The sequence below is a fragment of the Pseudarthrobacter sp. DSP2-3-2b1 genome (assembly GCF_049895945.1).
Taxonomy (GTDB): Bacteria; Actinomycetota; Actinomycetes; order Actinomycetales; family Micrococcaceae; genus Arthrobacter.
The window spans coordinates 42,689-63,368 of sequence record NZ_JAFCTI010000007.1 but is presented as its reverse complement, the minus strand read 5'-3'; the positions used below and the strand labels follow the sequence as shown (position 1 = coordinate 63,368).

General features: G+C 60.6%; 20 protein-coding genes and 1 pseudogene. 5 read left to right on the top strand and 16 right to left on the bottom strand.

What is annotated here, in order from left to right; translation table 11 throughout:
• Window positions 1-8 precede the first annotated feature (8 nt).
• Together ACP7AX_RS10450 and ACP7AX_RS10445 are read left to right on the top strand one after the other, a co-directional pair.
• Window positions 9-620 (top strand): hypothetical protein, encoded by a 612-nt coding sequence (locus ACP7AX_RS10450; protein ID WP_426226393.1) that lies wholly within the window; start codon window positions 9-11, stop codon window positions 618-620.
• Window positions 621-625: 5 nt separating this feature from the next.
• Window positions 626-799: a TIGR02391 family protein gene (locus tag ACP7AX_RS10445; RefSeq protein ID WP_426226531.1), complete on the top strand. Its 174-nt coding sequence runs from the start codon at window positions 626-628 to the stop codon at window positions 797-799.
• A gap of 667 nt (window positions 800-1,466) precedes the next feature.
• Here the strand turns inward: ACP7AX_RS10445 and ACP7AX_RS10440 are convergent.
• The 3 genes from ACP7AX_RS10440 to ACP7AX_RS10430 form a co-directional block, all read right to left on the bottom strand.
• Complete coding sequence (locus tag ACP7AX_RS10440) at window positions 1,467-1,781, bottom strand: hypothetical protein (RefSeq protein WP_426226392.1); 315 nt, start codon at window positions 1,779-1,781, stop codon at window positions 1,467-1,469.
• A gap of 485 nt (window positions 1,782-2,266) precedes the next feature.
• Window positions 2,267-2,833, bottom strand: coding sequence for a hypothetical protein (locus ACP7AX_RS10435; protein WP_426226391.1), 567 nt, complete (start codon window positions 2,831-2,833; stop codon window positions 2,267-2,269).
• A gap of 432 nt (window positions 2,834-3,265) precedes the next feature.
• Window positions 3,266-3,757 (bottom strand): HNH endonuclease, encoded by a 492-nt coding sequence (locus ACP7AX_RS10430; RefSeq protein WP_426226530.1) that lies wholly within the window; start codon window positions 3,755-3,757, stop codon window positions 3,266-3,268.
• Window positions 3,758-4,761: 1,004 nt separating this feature from the next.
• On the opposite strand from ACP7AX_RS10430, the pseudogene ACP7AX_RS10425 reads away from it, so the two are divergent.
• From ACP7AX_RS10425 to ACP7AX_RS10415, 3 genes and pseudogenes are all read left to right on the top strand, one after another.
• Window positions 4,762-5,067: pseudogene (locus ACP7AX_RS10425) on the top strand (transglycosylase domain-containing protein); the annotation flags it as partial.
• Window positions 4,983-5,837, top strand: coding sequence for an adenylate/guanylate cyclase domain-containing protein (locus tag ACP7AX_RS10420; protein ID WP_426226390.1), 855 nt, complete (start codon window positions 4,983-4,985; stop codon window positions 5,835-5,837). The pseudogene ACP7AX_RS10425 and the gene ACP7AX_RS10420, both read left to right, overlap by 85 nt.
• A complete protein-coding gene (locus ACP7AX_RS10415) occupies window positions 5,838-6,344 on the top strand; it encodes a Pycsar system effector family protein (RefSeq protein WP_426226389.1) in 507 nt (168 codons plus the stop codon). It begins immediately after the preceding gene.
• Between the two features lie 969 nt (window positions 6,345-7,313).
• Here ACP7AX_RS10415 and fdhA read toward each other — a convergent pair.
• The 13 genes from fdhA to ACP7AX_RS10350 all read right to left on the bottom strand — a co-directional run bounded on the left by fdhA (window position 7,314) and on the right by ACP7AX_RS10350 (window position 20,631).
• Window positions 7,314-8,531, bottom strand: coding sequence for a formaldehyde dehydrogenase, glutathione-independent (gene fdhA / locus ACP7AX_RS10410; RefSeq protein WP_426226388.1), 1,218 nt, complete (start codon window positions 8,529-8,531; stop codon window positions 7,314-7,316).
• A gap of 141 nt (window positions 8,532-8,672) precedes the next feature.
• Window positions 8,673-9,668 carry a dihydroxyacetone kinase subunit DhaK gene (gene dhaK / locus ACP7AX_RS10405; protein ID WP_426226387.1) on the bottom strand — a complete coding sequence of 332 codons (996 nt, stop codon included), beginning with the start codon at window positions 9,666-9,668 and terminating at the stop codon, window positions 8,673-8,675.
• Window positions 9,669-9,693: 25 nt separating this feature from the next.
• Complete coding sequence (dhaL, locus tag ACP7AX_RS10400) at window positions 9,694-10,350, bottom strand: dihydroxyacetone kinase subunit DhaL (protein WP_426226386.1); 657 nt, start codon at window positions 10,348-10,350, stop codon at window positions 9,694-9,696.
• The gene (locus tag ACP7AX_RS10395) at window positions 10,347-11,132 is read right to left on the bottom strand and encodes an HAD-IA family hydrolase (protein ID WP_426226385.1); all 786 of its coding nucleotides are present in this window, start codon (window positions 11,130-11,132) and stop codon (window positions 10,347-10,349) included. Before ACP7AX_RS10395 ends, dhaL begins: the two co-directional genes overlap by 4 nt.
• A 2-nt stretch (window positions 11,133-11,134) precedes the next feature.
• On the bottom strand, window positions 11,135-11,995 hold the full coding sequence (locus tag ACP7AX_RS10390; RefSeq protein ID WP_426226384.1) for a class II fructose-bisphosphate aldolase: 861 nt from the start codon (window positions 11,993-11,995) through the stop codon (window positions 11,135-11,137).
• A gap of 92 nt (window positions 11,996-12,087) precedes the next feature.
• Window positions 12,088-13,002 carry an SDR family NAD(P)-dependent oxidoreductase gene (locus ACP7AX_RS10385; protein ID WP_426226383.1) on the bottom strand — a complete coding sequence of 305 codons (915 nt, stop codon included), beginning with the start codon at window positions 13,000-13,002 and terminating at the stop codon, window positions 12,088-12,090.
• Between the two features lie 12 nt (window positions 13,003-13,014).
• A complete protein-coding gene (locus tag ACP7AX_RS10380; protein ID WP_426226382.1) occupies window positions 13,015-13,449 on the bottom strand; it encodes an ester cyclase in 435 nt (144 codons plus the stop codon).
• Between the two features lie 37 nt (window positions 13,450-13,486).
• On the bottom strand, window positions 13,487-14,008 hold the full coding sequence (locus tag ACP7AX_RS10375; RefSeq protein WP_426226381.1) for a flavin reductase family protein: 522 nt from the start codon (window positions 14,006-14,008) through the stop codon (window positions 13,487-13,489).
• 56 nt (window positions 14,009-14,064) lie between these two features.
• Entirely contained in the window at window positions 14,065-14,877 is an 813-nt protein-coding gene (locus ACP7AX_RS10370) for an SDR family NAD(P)-dependent oxidoreductase (protein WP_426226380.1), read from the bottom strand.
• A gap of 23 nt (window positions 14,878-14,900) precedes the next feature.
• Complete coding sequence (locus ACP7AX_RS10365) at window positions 14,901-16,697, bottom strand: sigma-54-dependent Fis family transcriptional regulator (protein WP_426226379.1); 1,797 nt, start codon at window positions 16,695-16,697, stop codon at window positions 14,901-14,903.
• 130 nt (window positions 16,698-16,827) lie between these two features.
• Window positions 16,828-17,919, bottom strand: a complete 1,092-nt coding sequence (locus tag ACP7AX_RS10360) for an LLM class flavin-dependent oxidoreductase (protein ID WP_426226378.1) — start codon at window positions 17,917-17,919, stop codon at window positions 16,828-16,830.
• A gap of 154 nt (window positions 17,920-18,073) precedes the next feature.
• Entirely contained in the window at window positions 18,074-19,528 is a 1,455-nt protein-coding gene (locus ACP7AX_RS10355; RefSeq protein ID WP_426226377.1) for an aldehyde dehydrogenase family protein, read from the bottom strand.
• 11 nt (window positions 19,529-19,539) lie between these two features.
• On the bottom strand, window positions 19,540-20,631 hold the full coding sequence (locus ACP7AX_RS10350) for an NAD(P)-dependent alcohol dehydrogenase (protein WP_426226529.1): 1,092 nt from the start codon (window positions 20,629-20,631) through the stop codon (window positions 19,540-19,542).
• Between the last annotated feature and the right edge of the window lie 49 nt (window positions 20,632-20,680).

The window sequence follows — 20,680 nt, the reverse complement described above, 5'->3', positions numbered from 1 at the left end:
GTCAGCAGATGGCCGGGGAAATTACTCAAGAAGCAATCATGCTTGCACTAGGTGGAGCCGGCGTCGGCGCTACGGGTGCAATAGGAGCACAAATAGTGGCCGCGATCTTCACTGCGAAGCGCGAAAAGAAGAAGGCCCTCGCTGATGAAGTGCGATGGGAATTTGATTCTGTGGCCAAACGCCGGGACCGCAACATGGACCAGAAGGCAGCATTGTTCGTTCGGTTCCTCTCCACAGTCCAGGAGATCGAACGCAAGGAAGCGTGGGCCAACGTCATCTCCGACGCGACGTTCAAGTCCTACGGTGAGCAGCAAGACCAGCTTGAAGCGATGGTTCAAGAGGTAAGTCTCATCGCTCCTGACGTCTACCGCCACGTTTATGCAACCAAGAAGAATGTTTCCAAGATGCTCATCGAGAAGAGCGCATTTCGAAATTCGATGCGCTCAGAGGACGAGAAGTCGGCTGCGATCACCAACGCAGAGAAACAGGTTCAGATCTGGCTGGGTCGCACACAGGTCGCCATGCGTGCCTACATCGATCACCGCGAGGTTGTGTGGCCGGATGAAGAAATCCAACTGGAGCGGATCGCACAGATGAAGGGGCGCCCGTCTAATACGTAGGGCAAATAAGCGGTCGGTCTCCCAAGTCCTCCGTTCTTGATGTCGCCACAGAGGACGGAAGGAGCGGTCAGGATGAACGCGAGGGTTTCATGGCGCTGTTCCGGGGCACAATGGTCGGCATCGGCAACCCGAAGGCTCATGAGCTGTTCAGGGAAGAAGACCCGCAGCTGGCCTTGTAGTACTGGCCTTGTAGTACTGGCCTTGTAGTACTGGCCTTGTAGTACTGGCCTTGTAGTACTGGCCTTGTAGTACTGGCCTTGTAGTACTGGCCTTGTAGTACTGGCCTTGGCCAGCCTGCTCAACCGCCGCATCGATCTAACCGAGTCCTCTAACTGAATGCGATCCTTACGATGCGTTGATCTGCACGGTGGGGTGCAACGGATTTGACGCTCGTCAAGGAATAACACTCAGCGTGCGCCCGAAGGCTGTATCAGACAGGGCGGCACAACCTCGCCAGAAAACATAACGCCACGGTGCGCCTAACTTCAAAAGTCAAGATTTGTCAACAGCAAAAAGACAAAAAGCCTCTGACCTGCGGAAACACTGTGCCCGAGGTGGGACTCGAACTGCATTCTTGGCCTGGAAAACACTGGGAACACACGAGAACATGCGCAGATAGGGGCAGTCTGGCGGCTGTAGGTCCCAGACCGACAGGAAAAGTGTTGACATCGTCAACACTTCATTTTCGCCCCATAAGACTCGGACCACAGAACGCTTCCGAAGTAAGAGTTGGTTCCTCGTCTTGTCCCATCAAGCCCGATTCCGGGACGACCGAATTCATGGAGACGCATCTACACCTACCACAATGCATAAGAAACCCCTCCTACTCCAGCTGGTTGGGGCGACTTAGCCGATCTTTGTCCACACGCCGCAGCGCTGGGATTCGAAGCCTTCTCCGACATATACGGTGACGGTGACCCCTTCAGGCGCGAACCCGATGAAGTTGTTGGTGATGATGTCTCCTCCGCCGTTGGTCCGGGACCAGTAGCAGTCATTCGCTGCGGGCTTGGTCCGGTAGGTGCCGGGCTCCATACGTTGACCGACGACGTGGGTCCCATCGACGACCTTCACGGCGGTCAGGACGTCCCGCAGGATGGCAGCGTCTGGCGCATTAGGGCACAGTGCCAGGGCGGCTGTGGCATTGGCCTTCTTCGGATCCACGCGGTTCCAAGCCCCATCGGTAATCCGGCTTCAGCTTGATACAGAGTCCGAACACTTTGGCCGCTACGGCTGCGCATCCTTCGTTGTCACCACTAGCAAGCAACCGGACGGCTGTCTGTCCGGGCTAAGTGTGAACGTATCATTCCTGGCCGCGAATGGGCTCTCCGTGTACAGCTCGGTCGGGAGCACCGGCACTCTTCATATTGGAGAGCAAGCACAGCTGGACTTCACCGATCTATCGGGCAACGGGGCGAGTTTTCGCGTAGATTCTATGCGCTGCTACTGAAAACAAAAGCTGCACCCCGACAAGATCGTGAGGTGCAGCTTTTTGCTACTTATTTTTCGTATCCTTCGGCGGATACTGTTTGGGCTCCCTGCTCGAGAAGTCCGATTCTTTAGTTACCCGCACAGTAGTCGATGGAATCCTCGTACGGGGTTCAATCGTATACTTTGGCGACTTATCGTCTTTCCCCATTGGCGATCCTCTAAATAATTTTTGCGTTCACCAGGACGACCATGACGGGCATAGCAATCCAACTCGCCACAAGTATCCCATAGCCGACTACGATCTGCTTTCCGAGAAGCTCGACCTTCTCCATGTCGTCCTTAAGGCCCGCGATACTATCCATGACGATGCTGTGTTCGGTCTCGTACGGCTCAGCTTGAAGTCGCTCGTTCAGATGAAGGGTCACATTGGCGTCAATGCCCTTAGAGGGGCGTACTGCCCAAAGGCCCAGAATCGCTGCAGCCAGGGTGAGCAGAACGCCGATGAACTGCCAACCAGATATCCAGCTATTCGCAAGTACCGTGGTGGTCAGACCTGAAGCGGTCACCAGAATGACCCCTCGCGTATGCATGCTGCCGAGGCGCGTTGCGACAGCAGTCCTCTGCCTTGTGACCTCGGCGTGGACTAGCTTGAGCTGCTCGTGGGGATAATTCACCTCGTCGTCAGCTGCTGGATCTGGATCTGAACCAGGCTCTGTTGGCGTCTCTGGCTCGTTGACCCGAAGGCGCAGCGCGGCAGGTGTGAAGTTAAAGGAGATGGAAGGCACTGGGGTAACTCAGTTCTTAGTACGCGTCGGCAGGGCACCAAGGCTCTGCAGTTCGTGGCCGTACACCTGCTCAACGGAGGTCCGCTCCGGCGGTCTAAGCTCGGTGGCGGGCAGCAAAGAAGTCATGAAAAGGAGCCGATCCTTCGGTTAGAGAGGTGGGGCAGGTGCCTAGTTTAGTCGCTACAGCACCTACCCAGCCGAGCGTGCCCTCTGGTTCCTGCAATCACAAGGTCGTCGTACGCGTTCGCTTCTGACTTAAGCGCCGATCTGAGGGGCTACGGCGGCAGGGATATACAGCTTGTCAATCCGTTCGCGTCAGATGCGCATATACCCTAAGTTTGGGGCAGTCCCCCGCGTGGTGATCTGAAGCTCGTCCCCTGCCAGCATCAAGGCTGACTAGAGGTGCCTTGGTGCTGTGGGTCGCCTGCGATGCTAGAACAGTAGGAGTTGACCCTCCACGATTGGGCCCCAGTGAGCCGGCCGATCTCGGGCCATCCAGGGGCACTCTTTAGAGCAAAACTTCCGGCTCGTTGTGTCTTTTCGCTTCGGCAGTTCAAACTTTTTGGCGCATAGCGCGTTCCGACACGTCTTCACTACTACTTGCGCGCGTTTTGCGTCATCGGTACATGTCTTGGAGCAGTACTTGATGGTCTCCATCCGGTGCGCTCTGATGAGTAAGGTTACCTTGCACTGCGGGCAAGTCCACGTGACGCGGGGTCTCCGGGAAGCCTTCTCGTCTTTTCCTGCTCGTGGACAGGGATGCAGGAAGTTTGCCCTTAGCTCAGCCTTTCCAAGAGGCCAGCGTCCGCCCTTTGAAGAGTTGCAGGAGTGACATATAGGCCTCAAATTGGCCAAACAATGAGATTCACCCTTCGAAATCGGCTTCACATGGTCTTCTTGAGTTGCGGCCTCGATTCCACACATCCAGCACCGCCCACCCCATAGCTCGAAACGTGATGCCTTTTCAGCTGCCGTGAACTCGATAACGACACCACCGGGAGCCGCTTGGTAGCCGTAGCGGCGGAGGCGGTAGCTGTCCTTATTCTTCTCGTAATAGCCACGGGCGCAGTCCTTACATGTACCTGACAGCCCGTTTCGATTGCTGCGTTCTTTCGTAAAGTGGTCCGCGGTGCGGATTTTGCTGCATCCGCCACATCGCGCAAACACAGTCCCGGTTTCGCCCGCGATTTGCTCAAGCCGAGCTGTCAGCGCACAGTCCTCAGAGCAATACTTGTCTCCAGCAGCTTGTCTGGCGGCTGGCCGGATCTTGGAACATATCGCACAGCCCAAGGCGGCAAACATGCAAGCTCGGTTACAGAACCGTTGGATTCTTGCCCGATTAGCCTTGAAACTCGTCGTCTTGCCGCAATGCTCGCACGTTATGTCTCTCCGGCCGGAAGCGATGCGGCAGGCAACAGAACAAAAACGTTGCTTCGAAATGGAGTCTGTAACGCTGAAGCTTTTGTTGCAGTGCTCGCAGATTGAATCGCGACGGGTGGACGCGGCCCGGCGGCATGCCATTGAACAGAACCGTGCCTTGCGTTGCTGCGCAACAGTAGTGCCATTTGCCGGAATTGTCAGTCCGCAAACGTCGCATTTATTACCCGCGAATACCCTTGCACGAGGCATCCTGTCCCCCATTTCCAATCCGATAGCTCCGCCTGACACATCATTCTTGTCTGGACGCAAGAATAAAGGGCAACAGTGACAAAAGTCGCGGCGCAATGAATTTCGGTGGAACTACAGACGAGGGCTGTGCACGTGACGACTGTTCTCATTGCACTTTCCACCTGGGTGCGTGGACTTTGCTGCCACTGCTGCTCGCATTTGAGTGGGGGGCCGGCAAGGCCCGCGTTGATGCCTACATGAAGGACGAGAAGGGCCTGGAAGCGGGGCTTGCTAACTAGCTCAGCTACACCCTCTCACCCAAGCATGTCATGGAGCTCTACTTCAACTACGCGCAGTTCGGACCGCACCTCTACGGCGTCTTCGCGGCGTCCTGGTACTACTTCAAACACGCACCCTCGGTGATGACCGAAGAAGTGTCTGCTGAGCTCATGAGCGTGCTGCCACTGCCGGACCTGGTTCGTCGTACGCCCCATGGCGGCATCGATCTCAGCGAGAATGCCAAAGCCCCGCGGTATACGACATGGTCAACGGAGCGAAGAACGTCTGGGGGCCTCAGCAGATCGCCGGCATCCAGGAGTGGAAGGTTACGGTGGCCACCGGACTGATACGCAGGGTTGCAGGAATGTCGGAGGCTCTCACTAGGCTTGATTCAACAGATCAACAAGGGGGAACCATGTATCCGACAATCGAGAGCAGCGTCAGCGACATCCTTACGGCGGCTTGGTCCATCACAGACGGACGTGTTGTACCAAAGACCGAAGACATCGTGATGAAGAACGGTGGAAGGCTCGTTGACGCAACGTACCTATACTCCGACTTGGCCGGCTCGTCGAAGATGGCAAACACGCTAAGTAAAGAGGCGACGGCCAAGATAATCCGTGCCTACATCAACACCGCTTCTCGCATTCTTCGCAACTTCGGCGGCGAAATCCGGAGCTTCGATGGTGACCGAGTCATGGCCTTATTCATCGGGGCAGATAAAGAAACGAAGGCCGTGCGTGCAGCCTTGGCCATCAACTGGGCAGTCTTCGAAGTGTTGCGCCCGAAGATCATGGCGAACTGGTCTGATGGAGAGAAATTCTCCGACATCACTCATGGGGTAGGTATCGACACCGGCGAGGCCTTGATTGTCCGCGGCGGCGTACGTGACAACAACGACCTGATCTCTGTCGGTAAAGCACCTAACCGTGCTGCGAAACTCAGCGAACTCCGTGGCAATATGCAGCTAAGTATTACCAAAGACGTCTATGAAGCAATGGATAACGAGGTTGCTTTCATGCCCAATGGCAACCGGCTATGGCATCAGGCCTACAACCGCAACGACAGCGGAGTAAACGAAATGATCTACCGTTCTTCCGCTTACTGGGGAGTCTGAGTGGAGGTCAAGGAGTCCATCGACAATGCCTGGAAGATCCACGCGGCTCAAGCCGACTGGACAGGCAAGGTTGACGCCAAAGCATCTTTTGCGTTCGGCTTGGAGTCAGCAGCCATCGTGGCAGTTGTGGCCCTCAGCGCAAAGGGCCGCCTATTCGGTGATTTGAGCGACTTGTCCGCTGCCTGGTTTTATGGCATTGGTTTAAGTCTTATCTTGATCGGCGCGCTCTTCGCCGTCACAGCAGTTATCCCTCGACTCAAGTCGGATGGCGTGAAGGCCAAAGCACCGGACAACTACATCTACTTCGGGCATGCTCAACACTGGGAGGCGACAGACCTAGAGGTTGCACTCAAGGAACGCGAGATCCTGCCAGTAATCAGCCGGCAGATCGTGGTCATGGCTGACATAGCCTGGCAGAAGCATCGGTGGGTGCAGCTATCCATGTTCACAGGTTGTGCGGGCGGCGTCTCGATCGTAATCGCTGCCCTGATCTTGCGGTTTGGCTGACACGGAACCACCTCTTGACCAGCAGTTTCCCGACTGTGGACTAGAGTGCGCTTCATTCTCCGTGCCAGTATTTCTGCGTGTCGTCGAGGGACGCTCTAGTGCACCCGGACCGGATGCAGCTCAAACGCAACGATAGTCTGCGCAAGAGGTGCTTGGAGGCGCGTCGCGACACGACGCTTGGCCGGCAACCTCTATCGCCTCAAAAAAGGCCTACTCAGGCACCACACATCGGACCGGCAGCCAGAAAGCTACCGCACGTTGCAGAGTCGGCGGCAGGTTGTAGCCCTACGCGGGGCGGCCGCATCCTACTTATCAATGACTGACAGAGCACCCGAATCGGGAAATGTCAAGCTTTGTCAACACTAGTCAGGCCAATAAGCCCCTGACCTTTGGAAACACTGTGCCCGAGGTGGGACTCGAACTGCATTCCGAGCCTTGCAAAGGCTAGTCTCCCGCGGAAACATAAGGAATTCGGCTCGTTCCGACCCTCAAACGACCCGGTCCGAGACCCAAAGTGTGGACAATGTCCGCACCCCCCAAAGTCGGCGTGCTGCAGACACCAAACAACAACCGCGCTCCCCCACTGTGGGAACGCGGTTCTTGTTTGCGCCGGGACTACAGCACCATTCGCCCCGTCCTGGTTGTGGTCGACGCCGCCCGCCGGCAACGGACGATCCAATGCCAGCGGGGCGACTCAACAAGGAAAGACTTCATGGCGGCAGACACCTCCTTCGCTCACCTCACTAGTTCGGCCACAGTATTACGCGGCTAAAGTCCAGCGAGGTGCGCGGCAATCATTCCTGCGCTATCTCCAACGACAAGTGGGCGGCGGCAACGCCGACGACGAGATCGGACGCCTCCTCGGGTGCTGAAGTCATGTCGGAACCCGTTGATCCACAGCATCAGACCATCAGCACCCAAGCAGTGCGCTTGGTGCCGTCGATAAGCGAAAAACTCCGGATTCAGGACCTACGCCTTGACGTAGCCGTTCGGGTTCAGCACGAATTTGGTTGCTGCTCCCGCGTCGAATTCCGCGTAACCGCGGGGAGCGTCCTCGAGCGAAATAGCCCTTGCGTTGACTGCCTTGGCGATCTGGACTTTGTCGTGCAGAATGGCCATCATCAGCTGCCGGTTGTACTTCATGACTGGGCACTGTCCGGTGGCAAAGGAAAGCGACTTCGCCCACCCCGTGCCCAGCGAGAGCGAAAGTGACCCGTGCCTTGCAGGCTCGTCGATTCCTCCCGGATCTCCCGTGACGTAAAGGCCAGGGATGCCCAGGCCGCCGCCGGCGGCGGTGACGTCCATAAGCGAGTTCAGGACCGTGGCAGGGGCTTCGTGCGAAGCGTCCTTGCCGTGGCCACGGGCTTCGAATCCGACAGCGTCAACACCGCAGTCAACTTCCGGCACCCCGAGAATCTGTTCAATCTGGTCCCTCGGGTGACCCTTGGATACGTCCACCGTTTCGCACCCAGAGGAGCGGGCTTGCGCGAGCCGCTGCTCATTCATGTCTCCAACAATGACGACAGCAGCTCCAAGAAGTTGGGCTCCGACAGCCGCCGCCAGTCCGACCGGGCCTGCCCCGGCGATGTAAACGGTGGAGCCCACGCCGACGCCGGCTGTGACTGCACCGTGGAATCCGGTGGGGAAGATGTCCGAGAGCATGGTCAGGTCCATGATCTTCTCCAGGGCCTGGTCACGGTCCGGGAACTTTAACAGGTTCCAGTCTGCGTAAGGAACCAGCACGTATTCGGCCTGGCCGCCCACCCAGCCACCCATGTCCACGTATCCGTAGGCGCTGCCGGGCCTGTCCGGATTCACGTTCAGGCAGATCCCGGTCTTGCGCTCCTTGCAGTTATGGCACCGGCCGCACGAAATGTTAAACGGCACAGAGACGATATCGCCGACCTTGATAAACTCCACATCCGGGCCAACTTCCACCACCTCACCAGTGATTTCGTGGCCGAGAACCAGGTCCTGAGGGGCAGTGGTGCGGCCCCTTACCATGTGCTGGTCCGAGCCGCAGATATTGGTGGTTACCGTCCTCAGAATGACTGCGTGCGGCACCTTCCTGCCGACGTTGGCAGGGTTAACACCGGGTCCATCCCTAAGCTCAAATGTCGGGTATTCGGTGTCAATTACCTCGACGACGCCCGGCTTCTTGTATGCAACTGCTCGGTTTCCTGACATGGGCACTCCTATGGGCCACTCATAGCGCGGACGCAAATTCGTGCAGAGACTCTCTGCGGGGGTGAAACTGATTTCTCTTGGTACCCGACCCATCCTGGACTGTCAGCCCGAAGGTATTGCCGAGTGCGGGCACTTCACCGCTCAGAAAATGCGGGCGGCGATTTCCGCCGGCGCCGCCAGCAGCTCCTCGATCTCATCATCAAGCTGAACCAATGTCACCGACGCTCCCGCCATGTCCAGCGAAGTGCAGTACTCTCCCACATAGCTTCGGCCCACCGCGATTCCCTTGGCTGCAAGCTGCTCGTGAGCCCGCCCATAGAGCACGTATAGCTCGCTGACCGGGGTGCCTCCAAGCCCGTTGATCATCAGGGCCACACTGTCGCCGCCCGTGAAGGGCAGGTCCTCCACCACACTGTCCAGAAGCTCGTCGATGATCTCGTTCGCGGTGGTCATTGGGGCGCGGCGCCTGCCCGGTTCCCCATGGATTCCCACTCCCATCTCGATCTCGTCGGCGCCAAGCTCGAACAGCGCGGATCCTTTGGCCGGCGGGGTGCAGGCGGTCAACGCCGCGCCCATTGTCCGGGTGCGGGCGTTGACCTTTTCTCCGATACGTACGAGCTCCTCGAGCTCCGCGCCGGCCTCGGCGGCTGCACCCACGGCTTTCATAACGAAGAAATTGCCGGCAACCCCACGACGTCCCACGGTGAAGGTGGAATCTTCCACGGCAACGTCGTCGTTGATAAACAGGATCCGGACCTTGATCCCGTCGGCCTCGGCCAATTCCTGGGCCATTTCAAATGCCATCCGGTCGCCGGTGTAGTTGTTCACAAGTAGCAGCACCCCCTTCGGCGAGGCGAGCGTCTTGGCCGTTTCGTAAACGTAATGGGCCGGCGGGGCGGCAAAGACATCACCCGGGCAGGCGCCGTCGAGCATTCCCCTGCCCACTGTCATCACGTGCGCAGGCTCATGTCCGGACCCTGAGCCTTGGATGACGCTGACCTTGTCGTCGCGTGGTGCGTCTTTACGCATGATCAGGTTGTACTCGGGGAGGTAGGCCAGTGTGTCGGGGTTGGCCAGCGCGATGCCTTGGAGCATCTCGGGCACGAAGTTTTTCGGATCGTTGACGAACTTCTTCATAGCAAACTCCACTTCGTTGTGAGTGTTAAGGGGTGATTCGGGGACGGCGGTCGAGCCACTGGGCATTGGCCCGTTCAAGGATGATGGCGATCACCATGGCACCGGCATCCGGAGACCCGATGCTGCGCTCCCCGCTGTAGCTGGCCCGGCCGCGTCGTGCGGTCAGTGCACTCGTCGCCTCAGCCGCGGCACGTGCGGTCTTCGCTGCAATTTCGACGGCGCTGGAGGCGTCCCTGCCATCGGTATTCGCTTGCTGTAGGGCATCAGCAACGGGGACCAGAACGTCCAACAGGGTCTTGTCGCCGACGGCTGCCCCGCCGCGGACCATGATGCCCTCGATCGCAGCGCGCAGCATCGCGACGGCGTCGGCTCCGGTGAGCTCTTGTCTGCCCTTTGCGACGGCGGCGGCGCGGAGGAAGGCTGTGCCCCAGATCGGGCCCGACGTGCCGCCGATCCGTGCAGAGATCACCATCGCGACGCTCCGCAGAAAGGCACCAGCGTCGCTGCGGTCGAAGGTGTCCCAACTGCTTAGAACCATCTCAAAGCCGCGGGCCAGGGAATAACCCATATCGCCGTCCCCCACAACGGCGTCCAAGTCGCAGAACTCCTGCTCCTTCTCGACCGCCGTCTCGGCGATGGTCCTGACAATGAATTCCGTGTCTACGAAGCTCTGCGCGGTCATGATGCCTTGGCCTCCAGTGATTCCAGGATTGCGGTGAGTGTTGCCAGAGTGACTTCCCCGCGCGGGCGGAGGGCAAGCGGGTCGCTGAGAATATCGGCCGGCTCGTCGATCTCCCCCAGGGAGGAAACCACGAGGGCGGCTCCTCCGAAGTTTTCTCCGGCGGTGTAGCTGCTGACTGTCACGATGGTCTTCAGACCAGCGGCGAGCGCTGCCCGAAGCCCGTTTTCACTGTCCTCCACCACCACCGCGTCCTTCGTGCTGATGCCGAGGTCCTCGATGGCAAGTTCGTAGATATCGGGGGCTGGCTTCTTCCTCGCCACGACGTCGCCGGCATAGATCCGGAAGCCGGCGGCCCGTTCTGGCCCTACAACGTGTTCCAGTACCGCCCGGACGGATGATTCGGCAGAGGTCGAGGCGACCGCCAGCTGCCAGCCGGCGGAACGGGCTTCGTCGACAATCCGGACAATGCCGGGCCGTGCCGGCATCTGTCCGTCCTCAACCGCTGCCGCATAGTGCTGGGACTTTGACTTGTGCCAGGCCGCGAGCAGTTCCTTCTGGGCTTCGGGTGCGGCAGGAAGTCCGTTGGCAGCCACGAAGTCTGGGGTCAGCAGGCTGGCCATGCGTTCCTTGCCGCCGCCTATGCGGAGCAGGTCGGCATAATCGGCCTCGCTCCAGTGCACCGGCAGTCCAAAGTCGGCGAACGTTCGGTTGAACGCCGGCAGATGCCCGTAGCGTTCCGTGTCCGCGAGGACACCGTCGCAGTCGAATATCAGCGCGGGCATGGTCACCACCCCTTCCCTGCGCTGCCGAACTGCTTCGCCAGGGAGACGGTCAGGTCCGTAATGTCCGCTCCCACGTGCTGGAACAACGACGGCGGATCCCACTTGTCAGTTTGTTCGGCGCGTTTAAGGAAATCGAGGCTGGACCGCATGTACTCGACCTTCAGGGCCGTGGAAATGTTGACTTTGGCACAGCCGCGGGCAATCAAGTCGGTGAATTGAGCATCGGAAAGCCCGCTTCCGCCGTGCAGTGCGATCGGGACTTGATGGGCGGACACAATGTCGCTGACCCGCTGGAAATCCAGCACCGGTTCGCGCTTGTATGTGCCGTGGGCGTTGCCGATCGCGGGGGCGAAGACGTCCACGCCGGTTTGCCTGATGAAGTCCAGCGCCACTTCCAGCGGCTGGCGCACGCCCTCCTCATTGGAGCCGATGCCATCCTCCATGCCCGTGATGGCTTCGATCTCGCCCTCTACGTGAGCCCCGAACCTGCGGGCCTCGGCCACCACGTCCACAGTTTGGCGAAGGTTTTCCTCTACCGGCAGTTCAGAGGCGTCAAAGAGCACCGAATTCCAGCCGCGCTCCAGGCATTCAGTGATCACCCCGCGGTCGGGGCAATGGTCAAGGTGAAGGGTAACGGGCACTTCGATCCCCGCCGTCATGCCTTCCCACATCCTGAACAAAACATCGGACCCGATTGCCCGGACGGTCTTGACCGAGGTCTGCACGATCACCGGGGAGTTCGCTTCAACCGCACCTGCGAGCACGGCTTCAAGGGTCAGGTCATTAAAAATGTTGATTGCAGGCACGCCGTAGCGTTCATCGAATGCGCGCTGCACGATGTCCTTCAAAGGCACAACAGCCATGGAAACTCCTTCGTTTGGGCTGTTAAAAAGTCGGCTCCCGGCCGGCGCCAACGGCAGATCCGGTCGCGCGGGCCGCTAAGGGCCAAAATGCTTTAGAACCGGGCTTCAGCGTCGGCGGACCTGGCTGCCTCAGCCCGGTAGTCGGCAAAGGCTTTGGCCCGCTGTTCGGCGCCCTCCCGGTCGCTGTTCAGATCCGGAAAAGCATCCAGGATTTTCTCGAAGTGGCTGCGAAGTCCGCCCTTCGTCTCCGGGTATGGAAGGATGTAGAGCTCGTCGTCCTCGATGGCCTTTTTCACGTGCCCCGCGAGCACCACCGGGTCCATGCCGCTGCTGTACAGCTGGTGTTGCAGTGCGATGAACTCTTCATCCGAACGGAAGCCGCTGTTGCTGGCCAGGTGCTCGGGGCGGGTCTCCTGGGCGTGCGCGATGTTCGAGCGGATGCTCGCGGGGCACAGGACGGACACACCCACGCCGTGTTTGGGCAGCGCCATGGCGTAGCTCTCCATGAGGTTGAAGACCGCCGCCTTCGTGGCCGAGTAGATGGCCGCCGTCGGGCTTCCCTCAAATCCGGCCATCGAGCCGGTGGTGACAATATGGCCGTCACGGCCGCTTGCGATCATCCTGGGCACAAAGGTCTGCATGCCGTTGATGACCCCGTGGAGGTTGACGCCAAGGATCCAGTCGAAGTCTTCATACGTGGCTTGCTCAAGCGGGCCGAAACTGTTGACGCCCGCGGTGTTGAACAGCAGCTGGGGCGGTCCGCCGTAGACGGCTTTCACTTCATCGGCGGCTGCCTCGTAGGCCTTGCGGTCCGAAATGTCGAGGCGTATGGAATGCGCGTCGATGCCTTCAGCGCTCAACCGCGCCGTTGCTTCATCCAGGGCATCCTGGCGAATATCAGCAATGACAATCCTGCAGCCCGCGCGGCCGAAGACCTGGGCCTGGCCAAACCCCGCTCCGGATGCGCCGCCGGTAATGAAGGCGACTTTGCCGTTGAACTCTTTCATTTGCCGGTCTCCCTAACGTCCCAGTGGAATGATGCCCAGGTCATGAAGCAGACTCGCCTTGTTCCACGAGGCCCACTCTTCGGCGATCTGCCCATTCTCAAACCGGCACATCACAATACCCTGCGCCGTGATCGGCCTGCCGGTAGCACGGACGCCCATGTACTCCCCGCTGTGGGTACCGGTGGCTTCCCAGCGGTAGGCCGCACGATCGCCGTCGACGATTACGTCATGCTGCGTCCGCTTCAAATCCGGGAAGCCTGCATAGAGCTTGCTCAAGCCGACGGCGAGCCGTTCTTTGTCGTAGTCGCCCTTGTCGCCGTGGCGGACGAAATCCGCGGCGTAGTAGTGCTGCAGGGATTCAATGGCTTCCTGCGGGCCGTCGTGGCTCAGGGCCAGCAACAGGTGCCGGCGGTTGTTCTCTTCGGTTGTCTTCGGGTCAATGCTCATCATCATTTTCTCCATTGCTGATTCGGTCGAGGGCCCGCTACCGGACCGGTTCAAGCCGCGTCCCGTCAAAGAATTGACCGGCCTGGTACACCAGCGGCGCCTTGTCCGCCGAGGCGGCCTCGACCACCTGACCGACGAAGATCGTGTGCGAGTATGCCGGGATTTTGTATTTGACTTCCAGCTCGAAATGTCCCGCAACACCGGCCAGGACAGGAACTCCCAGCTCGCTCAACTCCCATTTCAGTTCGGTGAATTTGTCGCCGCCGGATTTGGCAAAAACGCTGGCCACGTCAATCTGGTCCGCGGCCAGGATATTGATTCCAATGTGGGAACTTGCAAAGACTGCGCCGTAGGAGTTGGAGGATTCGTTCACGCAAACCAACACCAGCGGCGGGTCCAGTGAGATGCTGGAGAAGGCATTCACGGCCAGGCCGTACGGCTTTGCGTCGACGGCGGCGGTGACGACGGTAACCCCTGTCGGGTACTGTCTGTGCACGCCGCGCACGCGGGTGCTCAGTGCGGCGGAATCCGCCTGGATGTCTGTGGTGGTGTTCGTCATTGTTCTCTCTCCTCCGGTGACGATGCGGTGACCGGCCTCAGTGCCGGGCCGCGAATTCAGATGTTCTGTAGGGCGGGGAATCCGCCCTGGATGAGCGCATGCCGGCTGGCCACCTGGGGCAGCCACTCCGCATGGGTGGCCGCGTAGAGCCGGTTCGCGCGGATGGCGTCCAACACGATCTCTCCGACCTCTTCCACTTCCAGGAAACGGAAGCCCTTGCCGTTGCCCGAAATATCCACGTCGTAGAGCGAGCTGGACTCGGACTCGGGCTTGGTGCGCAGGCTGTTCGCGATGTTTGTCCGCACGGGCCCAGGGATAAGGGCGGTGGCTCCAACCACCGACCCCTCTTCCTCCAGTTCCATGGACAGCACTTCCGTGAGGCTCAGAACTCCGGCCTTAGCCGCCACGTAGGCCCCCAGATTGGAGGGCGGGGAGAGCACCGACATTGAAGACGTGTTGATGATCTGGCCCCAGTCCCGGTTCCTTTTCAGAATGGGCAGGAAAGAATGCACGCCGTGGATGACCCCGAAGAGGTTGACGTCCAGCATCCACCGCCAGTCCTGGAGAGTCAGTTTTGACATTGGGCCCATTGGCCCAACACCGGCGTTGTTACAAATCACGTGGACCTCCCCGTATTCGGCAACCGCCCGGTCGGCCAGCGCCTGCACGCTCTCGGCATCGGTCACGTCGGTCCGCACGCCCAGGACTCCGAGCTCCTGCGAGGTAGCCCTGAGGGCCGCGTCATCAATGTCGGCGATGATCACGTTCGAGCCGTTGGCCAGGAAGGTCCTGGCGATGCCCTTTCCGATGCCCGAGGCACCTCCGGTGATGACCGCCGTCGCTCCGGAAAATTCCACGGTTCTGTTCATGTCCACTTCTCCTCTGTCCTGCATCAGTGCAGTTCGTAGCGCTTGAGCTTGCGATAGACCGTTGCCCGGGACATCCCGAGCCTTTCCGCCGCAACGTTTCGGTTGCCTTCCGCGTCCCGGAGGGCCACCATCAGGGCCTGCCGCTCCATGCGTTCCATCTCCCCGATGGAGCGGCCGGCCTGGCCGCGGCCGTACCGGGCAGGAAGATCTGCCTGCTTGATCTCACGGCCAGCCGCACGAATGCGCGACGTGGCCAGTACCTGGCGCAGCTGACGGACGTTGCCGGGCCAGTCGCTGGCCACGAGGGCCGCAACAGACTTCGCTGCAAGGGAACTGGCTCTGCCATCGGATCCTTCCAGCTCGTGGAGGATGTCCCGGCAAAGTTCGTTGAACTCGTGGGCGCGGTCCCTGAGCGGCGGAACCGGCACCACAACCGGAAAACTTTCGCGAACGAAAACCGACGGGCTGTCGTCGTCCACCTGTTCCGACGTTGTCCCCACCAGCGAGCACGTGGCCCTCGCCACGAGGTCGGACACGGTGGTCATCAGCCTCAGCGGGATTTCTTCAATGTGGCTGAGCAGGACGATGGAGTCCGCGTCCTCCACTGACTGCTGCAGTGCTTTGAGCCACCGGTCCTCATCCAGGTGTGCCACGGAGCCGTCGATCTCTGCGACGTCGGAGCTGGGCGAGTTGCGCCGCAGCGCCTCCGATCCGATGAACCGTTTGCCGGTTCCCCGTTCGCCGGTAAGAAGTACGGAGTGGCCCGCCGCCAGGGCCTGCCCGAGCTGGCGCCGCGCGTCCGGGCGGTCCAGCTCTGCGAGGTCGCGGCCGCCCAGGGTAAAATGGGCAGAGGGGTTGGCGGATTCGGGCTCGAACGTCAGCACTGCTGCGAAGTCCCCCCGAGCTTGTTCCACGGGGGCGATCTGGACTGATGCGACAATCCCTGAGCTCAGGCGCCGCCGCACCGTGCGGGGCTTGGACCGGGCGCATGCCTCTTCGGCGAGGCGGCGCAAGAGTTCCTCATCGGCCTCCCCGACGAGCTCCCTGGACTGGGTATTGGTGATAAACAAAGATTTCGTGATGCCGACGACGGCGCCGCGGAAGCGCCGCTGCGTCCGAAGGAAGACGTCGAAAAAGACCCGCTCTCCGTCAGCCCGGCTGGCCAGCAGCTGGGCCTCGATGGACCTGCCGATTTCAGCCACCAGCGGCAGAAGGGCCGTTGATCCGTACTCCCGGCGGCAGTGGACCCCCAGGGTTCCGACAAACCTCTTCGTATAGGGGTCCCGGATGTTGACGCCTGTCGTGGTGATGATCCCCGTGTGCATCTGGAAGTGCTCGGTGCCGGAAATGATGAAGGACTGCTGTTGTTCCTGCGCGCAGCCGATGCCGTTGGTGCCGATCTGGTCCTCAGCGAAGCACAGCCCGGGCCGCAGGTCCACCTGCCGCATGCGCTTTGCTTGCGGCGAATCGCCAACCACGGCGGTGAGGAGCCTGCACGCCCGGTCGGTGAGGAAGCCCCAGGAGCTGAGATCGGAGATCTGGTCCTCGAGCCGGTTCATGATGGGCTGGGCGACCTGGGCGAGCCGGCTCTTCGGCGTGAAGTCCTCATCGAACGGAATCACCGTGGACCCAGGGTCCACGCCGGCCAACAGCGACCGCTTCCAGGAGAGCAGGACGTCGCGGCGGACCTCCGGATAGTCATGCGGGTCCAGCAGCAGCGGATCCTTTTGGATCACATCCAGCTTGATTTCGACGATCCGATCCCACTGCTCTGGTTTGGAGGGCACGGGAAGCCCGAGAACGCGCGGCTGTTCAGTCATGGCTGCGATGCCCTGCCGTCCTGTCGTCCTGTGTCATTTCCATGCCTCTCATTCGTCCGTGCCCGATCGTAGGGTTCTGGTGCCAGGTGCCGGCCGACCTACATCGGCGGGCACCTGGCATCTGCCTGGCCTAGACTGCCACGCTGAGCTTCTGGCCGTTCAGGCTGCGGGCCTTCGGCATGACTTCGCGGGCAAACAGCTCAAGGCTGGCACGGGCCTGGTCGTAGGGCATGCCGCCGAAGCAAGGTGCGATGATGATTTCAAAATCGCCGAGCGTGTCCCGGATCGCTTCGATCTGGCCCAGGATGTGCTCCGGGTTTCCCCACAGGGCCGTTTCGGCGTACTTATCGGCAGCGCCCTGCAGCCCGGCTTCCTGGATGCGCTTTGCCGTATCTGCGTAGCGCTCATAGCCCTTAGTGGTGGCGAAGTGGTCGCCGGCCATCTCATAGTGGTCCACGTTGGAGTGGAAGAACCGGGAGATGTATTCGAAGTGTCGCTCCTGGGCAAGTTCGTTGTCCTCGTGGCAGTACATGTTCACGTTCAGGCAGATGGCGGGGGCCACCACGCCGTGCTTTTCCTCGTACATTTCGCGGTAAGTGGTGAAGTTGCCCATGAGGTCCGGGACAGGACGAACGATGAACGACATCAGCCGGGCACGCAGGTTCACGGCGGAAACGAGGGAGTCCGGGGAGCCTGCCACGCAGTAGCGGCGGTCCGCAAAGGAGCCGCGCGGTCCCGGCCGGAGTTCAGCCCTGGGCTGGGGGTAGAAGCGGCCATCGCCTTCGATGACACCGGATTCGACAGCCTCGAAGATCATCGCGGACGCTTCGTCGAAGCGTTCGCGGGTTTCTTCCAGGGGGATGCGGAACGGCACGTACTCCTTGCGGGACAGGCCCCGCCCCACCCCCAGGAGCAGGCGGCCTTTGGAGAGGGTGTCCACCATCAGCGCCTTCTCGGCCACGCGCAGCGGGTCGTTCCAAGGCACGATGATGGCGCCGGTTCCGAGCTTGATGTCCTTGGTCTGTCCGGCAATGTTGGCCATCAGCAGGAGATTGTCGGGGCACATGGAGTAATCGCTGAAGTGGTGCTCGACGGCCCACACGCTGTCATAGCCCAAGGCCTCGGCGCGCACCGCGAGGTCGAGCTCGCCGTCGTACATTTCCTCGTCAGTGAGGCTTTCGTCCAATTTTCCGAAGCCTAGGTTGATCCCGATGTTCAGCATCGAACAGTTCCTTTCAGTGGGTGGAAGTTTTGTAATCCACATCACTAGGTGATGTATTTGATATCACAATATCGGCGGCTCAAGCTCACCTGCGTCTCACTTTGAGACTGTCAAGAAGCCGGCCTGCAGGGCCGGAATTCCGCGAAAGAGAGCCTCAGGCGGTCGGCTCGGCCCCGGCGTCGAAGTTGTAAATGGTGTCGGCGCGCAGGAAGTCTTCGACGGCCTCTGGCCCGTTTTCGCGCCCCGAGCCGCTGGCCTTGATGCCTCCCCAGGGCGCGGCCATGTCCGGCAGGTAGCCGTTGATGCCGAAGGATCCTGCCTCGATCCGGCGGGCCAGAGCGAGTCCCCGTTCCACGTCGCGGGTCCACACCGAACCGGCCAGGCCATAAGGGGAGTCATTGGCGATGCGGACGGCGTCATCCTCGTCCTTGGCCGGGATGATGCAGACGACGGGGCCAAAGATCTCTTCTTGCGCTAAGGCCCACGCGTTGTCCACGTCAGCGAAAACGGTGGGTCTCACGTAGAAGCCCTTTTCGGGAACCTCGCCAGTGATACCGCCACTTACCAAACGGGCACCCGCCGAGACGCCTTGGTCAATGAACTCATTTATCCGCTGCCGTTGTCTTGCCGATGCGACCGGCCCCATCGTGGTGCCCTCGTCCAGTGGGGAACCGAGGACCTGGGACTTTGCGTAGAGCCGGTACCCTTCCACGATTTCCGTGTAGACCTTTGGGGTGGCAATAACTCGGGTCTGGGCGAAGCATGTCTGCCCCGCGTTGAGGAAGGACAGCGTCGGCAGCTGCGACAACGTGTGCACAACGTCTGCGTCATCCAGCACCATCGCGGCAGACTTGCCGCCAAGCTCCAGATTAGCCGAGCCGAGCCGCCAGCCGACCTCCTTGGCAATGCTCCTTCCCACCGGAGTCGAACCGGTGAACGCGACTTTCCCGACCTTCGGGTGCGCAACGAGCGCCCGCGCAAAGTCAGGTCCGCCGGCCACGATGTTCACCACGCCCGGCGGCACCTGCGCTTCGGTCATGATGTCGGCGACCAAGTAGCTGCTCAGAGCATTTTCCTCCGCCGGTTTGATGACCATCGTGCAGCCGGCAGCCAGCGCTGGGCCCAGCTTGGTGGCCATAAGCATCAACGGATAATTCCACGGCACGATGGCTGCGACCACACCCACCGGGCTCTTTCGCACGATCACCTCGCCTGTGAAGGCAAAGGGAGCACGCCGTTCCTCCCGTTGTAGGTTTCTGGCGAGCCCGGCGTAGTACCGCAACACGGCCACGGGCCCCGCGACGTTATTGAATGCTGAGTCCCTCAGAGGCATCCCCATTTCCCTGGTGACCAGATGCGCGATTTCGTCACCCCGTTCCTCCCATGCGAGGGCTATGCGTTCCAGCAGTTCCGCCCGTGTTGCGCCGGAGGTGATCGACCAGGAGGTTAGTGCGCTGTGCGCTGCCTCAACGGCTGGCCCGGCGTCCTCGGCTGTGGCTATCACTGCCTGCCCGAAGACTTCCTCGGTGGCGGGATTCACCAGGTCATGTTGGATGCCTTGCACGGTTGCCTGCCATGCGCCGCCGATAAACATCTTTGTTCGGTTCATGCCGTTTCTCCTCAAAAGGTCACAATTGCCTTGACGGTGCGTCCTGCCGCGCTGTCCTCAACTGCCTGCTGGATTTTGTCGAACGGGTAGAGCTCCACGAACCGCTCGAAGGGGAACCGCCCTGCCTGGTGGAGGGCAATGAGTTCCGGAATGAACTTTTGCGACACGGCGTCGCCTTCCACGATGCCCACCAGACGGCGTCCGAAGCCCATTACGCTGTGGTCCAGTATGATCTCCGAGCCTGGCCGGCCGAGCCCGATGAGTCCGGCGGTGCCCCCGACATCAAGCACGTCCACGGCGTTCCGAACAGCGGTCATGTTTCCGCTGGTCTCGACTGAGTAGTCGGCCCCGCCTTCGGTGATGTCGATGATCTGCTGCCGAACGTCCGCAGCGCGCGCGTCGACCACATGGGTGGCACCGAGGCCCAGTGCCAGCTCAAGCCGGCTTTGGTTCACGTCACAGACGACAATGGTGGTGCAGCCGCTGACAACCGCAGCGAGGAGCGCACTCAGGCCCACACCGCCGGCACCGAAGATGGCGATGGAGCTCCCCGCCCGGGCGTTCAGGCTGTTAAGGACGCCGCCGGCGCCGGTCTGGATGCCGCATCCGAGCGGGCCAAGAAGACGCAGCAGCTCAATCGGCGTGTTGTCCGGAAGCTTCACTATGTTGCGTGGTCCCGCCAGGGAGTATTCCGCGAAGGAGGACTGCCCGAAGAAGTTTCCACCAATCTTCTGCCCGTCCTCCCGCCGGATGCTGCGGCTTCCGTCGGGGCGGGTCCCGAACATATTGAGTGGGATAAAGCCGCGGCAGTGAGCCGGAGTGCCCGTAAAGCACTTATCGCAGTCCCCGCAGGAGGCGAAGGACATGATCACCTTGTCTCCCGGAGCCAGTCCGCGGACGTCCTCACCGACAGCTTCGATGATGCCTGCACCCTCGTGGCCGAGAACCTGGGGCGCCTGGACTCCGTTCCGGACGCTTAGGTCTGTATGGCAGACCCCCGTCGCCACGAGTTTGACGAGGACCTCATCGGCCCGCGGCTCGTCCAGCATCACGTCTTCGAGTTCGAAATCTCCGCCGGCTTGGTTGACCACGGCGGCCTTCATATTAATCACGGGGACCTTTCAGGTTGCAGCCGTGCGCAGGGGCGCCCGG

Coding starts and splice junctions, on each gene's coding strand:
- ACP7AX_RS10365 (WP_426226379.1), bottom strand. CDS start 16,697: ATGACTGAACAGCCGCGCGTTCTCGGGCTTCCCGTGCCCTCCAAACCA.
- ACP7AX_RS10430 (WP_426226530.1), bottom strand. CDS start 3,757: ATGTGTGGAATCGAGGCCGCAACTCAAGAAGACCATGTGAAGCCGATT.
- ACP7AX_RS10395 (WP_426226385.1), bottom strand. CDS start 11,132: ATGCCCGCGCTGATATTCGACTGCGACGGTGTCCTCGCGGACACGGAA.
- ACP7AX_RS10355 (WP_426226377.1), bottom strand. CDS start 19,528: ATGAACCGAACAAAGATGTTTATCGGCGGCGCATGGCAGGCAACCGTG.
- ACP7AX_RS10420 (WP_426226390.1), top strand. CDS start 4,983: ATGGTCAACGGAGCGAAGAACGTCTGGGGGCCTCAGCAGATCGCCGGC.
- ACP7AX_RS10380 (WP_426226382.1), bottom strand. CDS start 13,449: ATGAGCATTGACCCGAAGACAACCGAAGAGAACAACCGCCGGCACCTG.
- fdhA (WP_426226388.1), bottom strand. CDS start 8,531: ATGTCAGGAAACCGAGCAGTTGCATACAAGAAGCCGGGCGTCGTCGAG.
- ACP7AX_RS10375 (WP_426226381.1), bottom strand. CDS start 14,008: ATGACGAACACCACCACAGACATCCAGGCGGATTCCGCCGCACTGAGC.
- ACP7AX_RS10385 (WP_426226383.1), bottom strand. CDS start 13,002: ATGAAAGAGTTCAACGGCAAAGTCGCCTTCATTACCGGCGGCGCATCC.
- dhaL (WP_426226386.1), bottom strand. CDS start 10,350: ATGACCGCGCAGAGCTTCGTAGACACGGAATTCATTGTCAGGACCATC.
- ACP7AX_RS10350 (WP_426226529.1), bottom strand. CDS start 20,631: ATGAAGGCCGCCGTGGTCAACCAAGCCGGCGGAGATTTCGAACTCGAA.
- ACP7AX_RS10360 (WP_426226378.1), bottom strand. CDS start 17,919: ATGCTGAACATCGGGATCAACCTAGGCTTCGGAAAATTGGACGAAAGC.
- ACP7AX_RS10390 (WP_426226384.1), bottom strand. CDS start 11,995: ATGGCTGTTGTGCCTTTGAAGGACATCGTGCAGCGCGCATTCGATGAA.
- dhaK (WP_426226387.1), bottom strand. CDS start 9,668: ATGAAGAAGTTCGTCAACGATCCGAAAAACTTCGTGCCCGAGATGCTC.
- ACP7AX_RS10450 (WP_426226393.1), top strand. CDS start 9: ATGGCCGGGGAAATTACTCAAGAAGCAATCATGCTTGCACTAGGTGGA.
- ACP7AX_RS10370 (WP_426226380.1), bottom strand. CDS start 14,877: ATGAACAGAACCGTGGAATTTTCCGGAGCGACGGCGGTCATCACCGGA.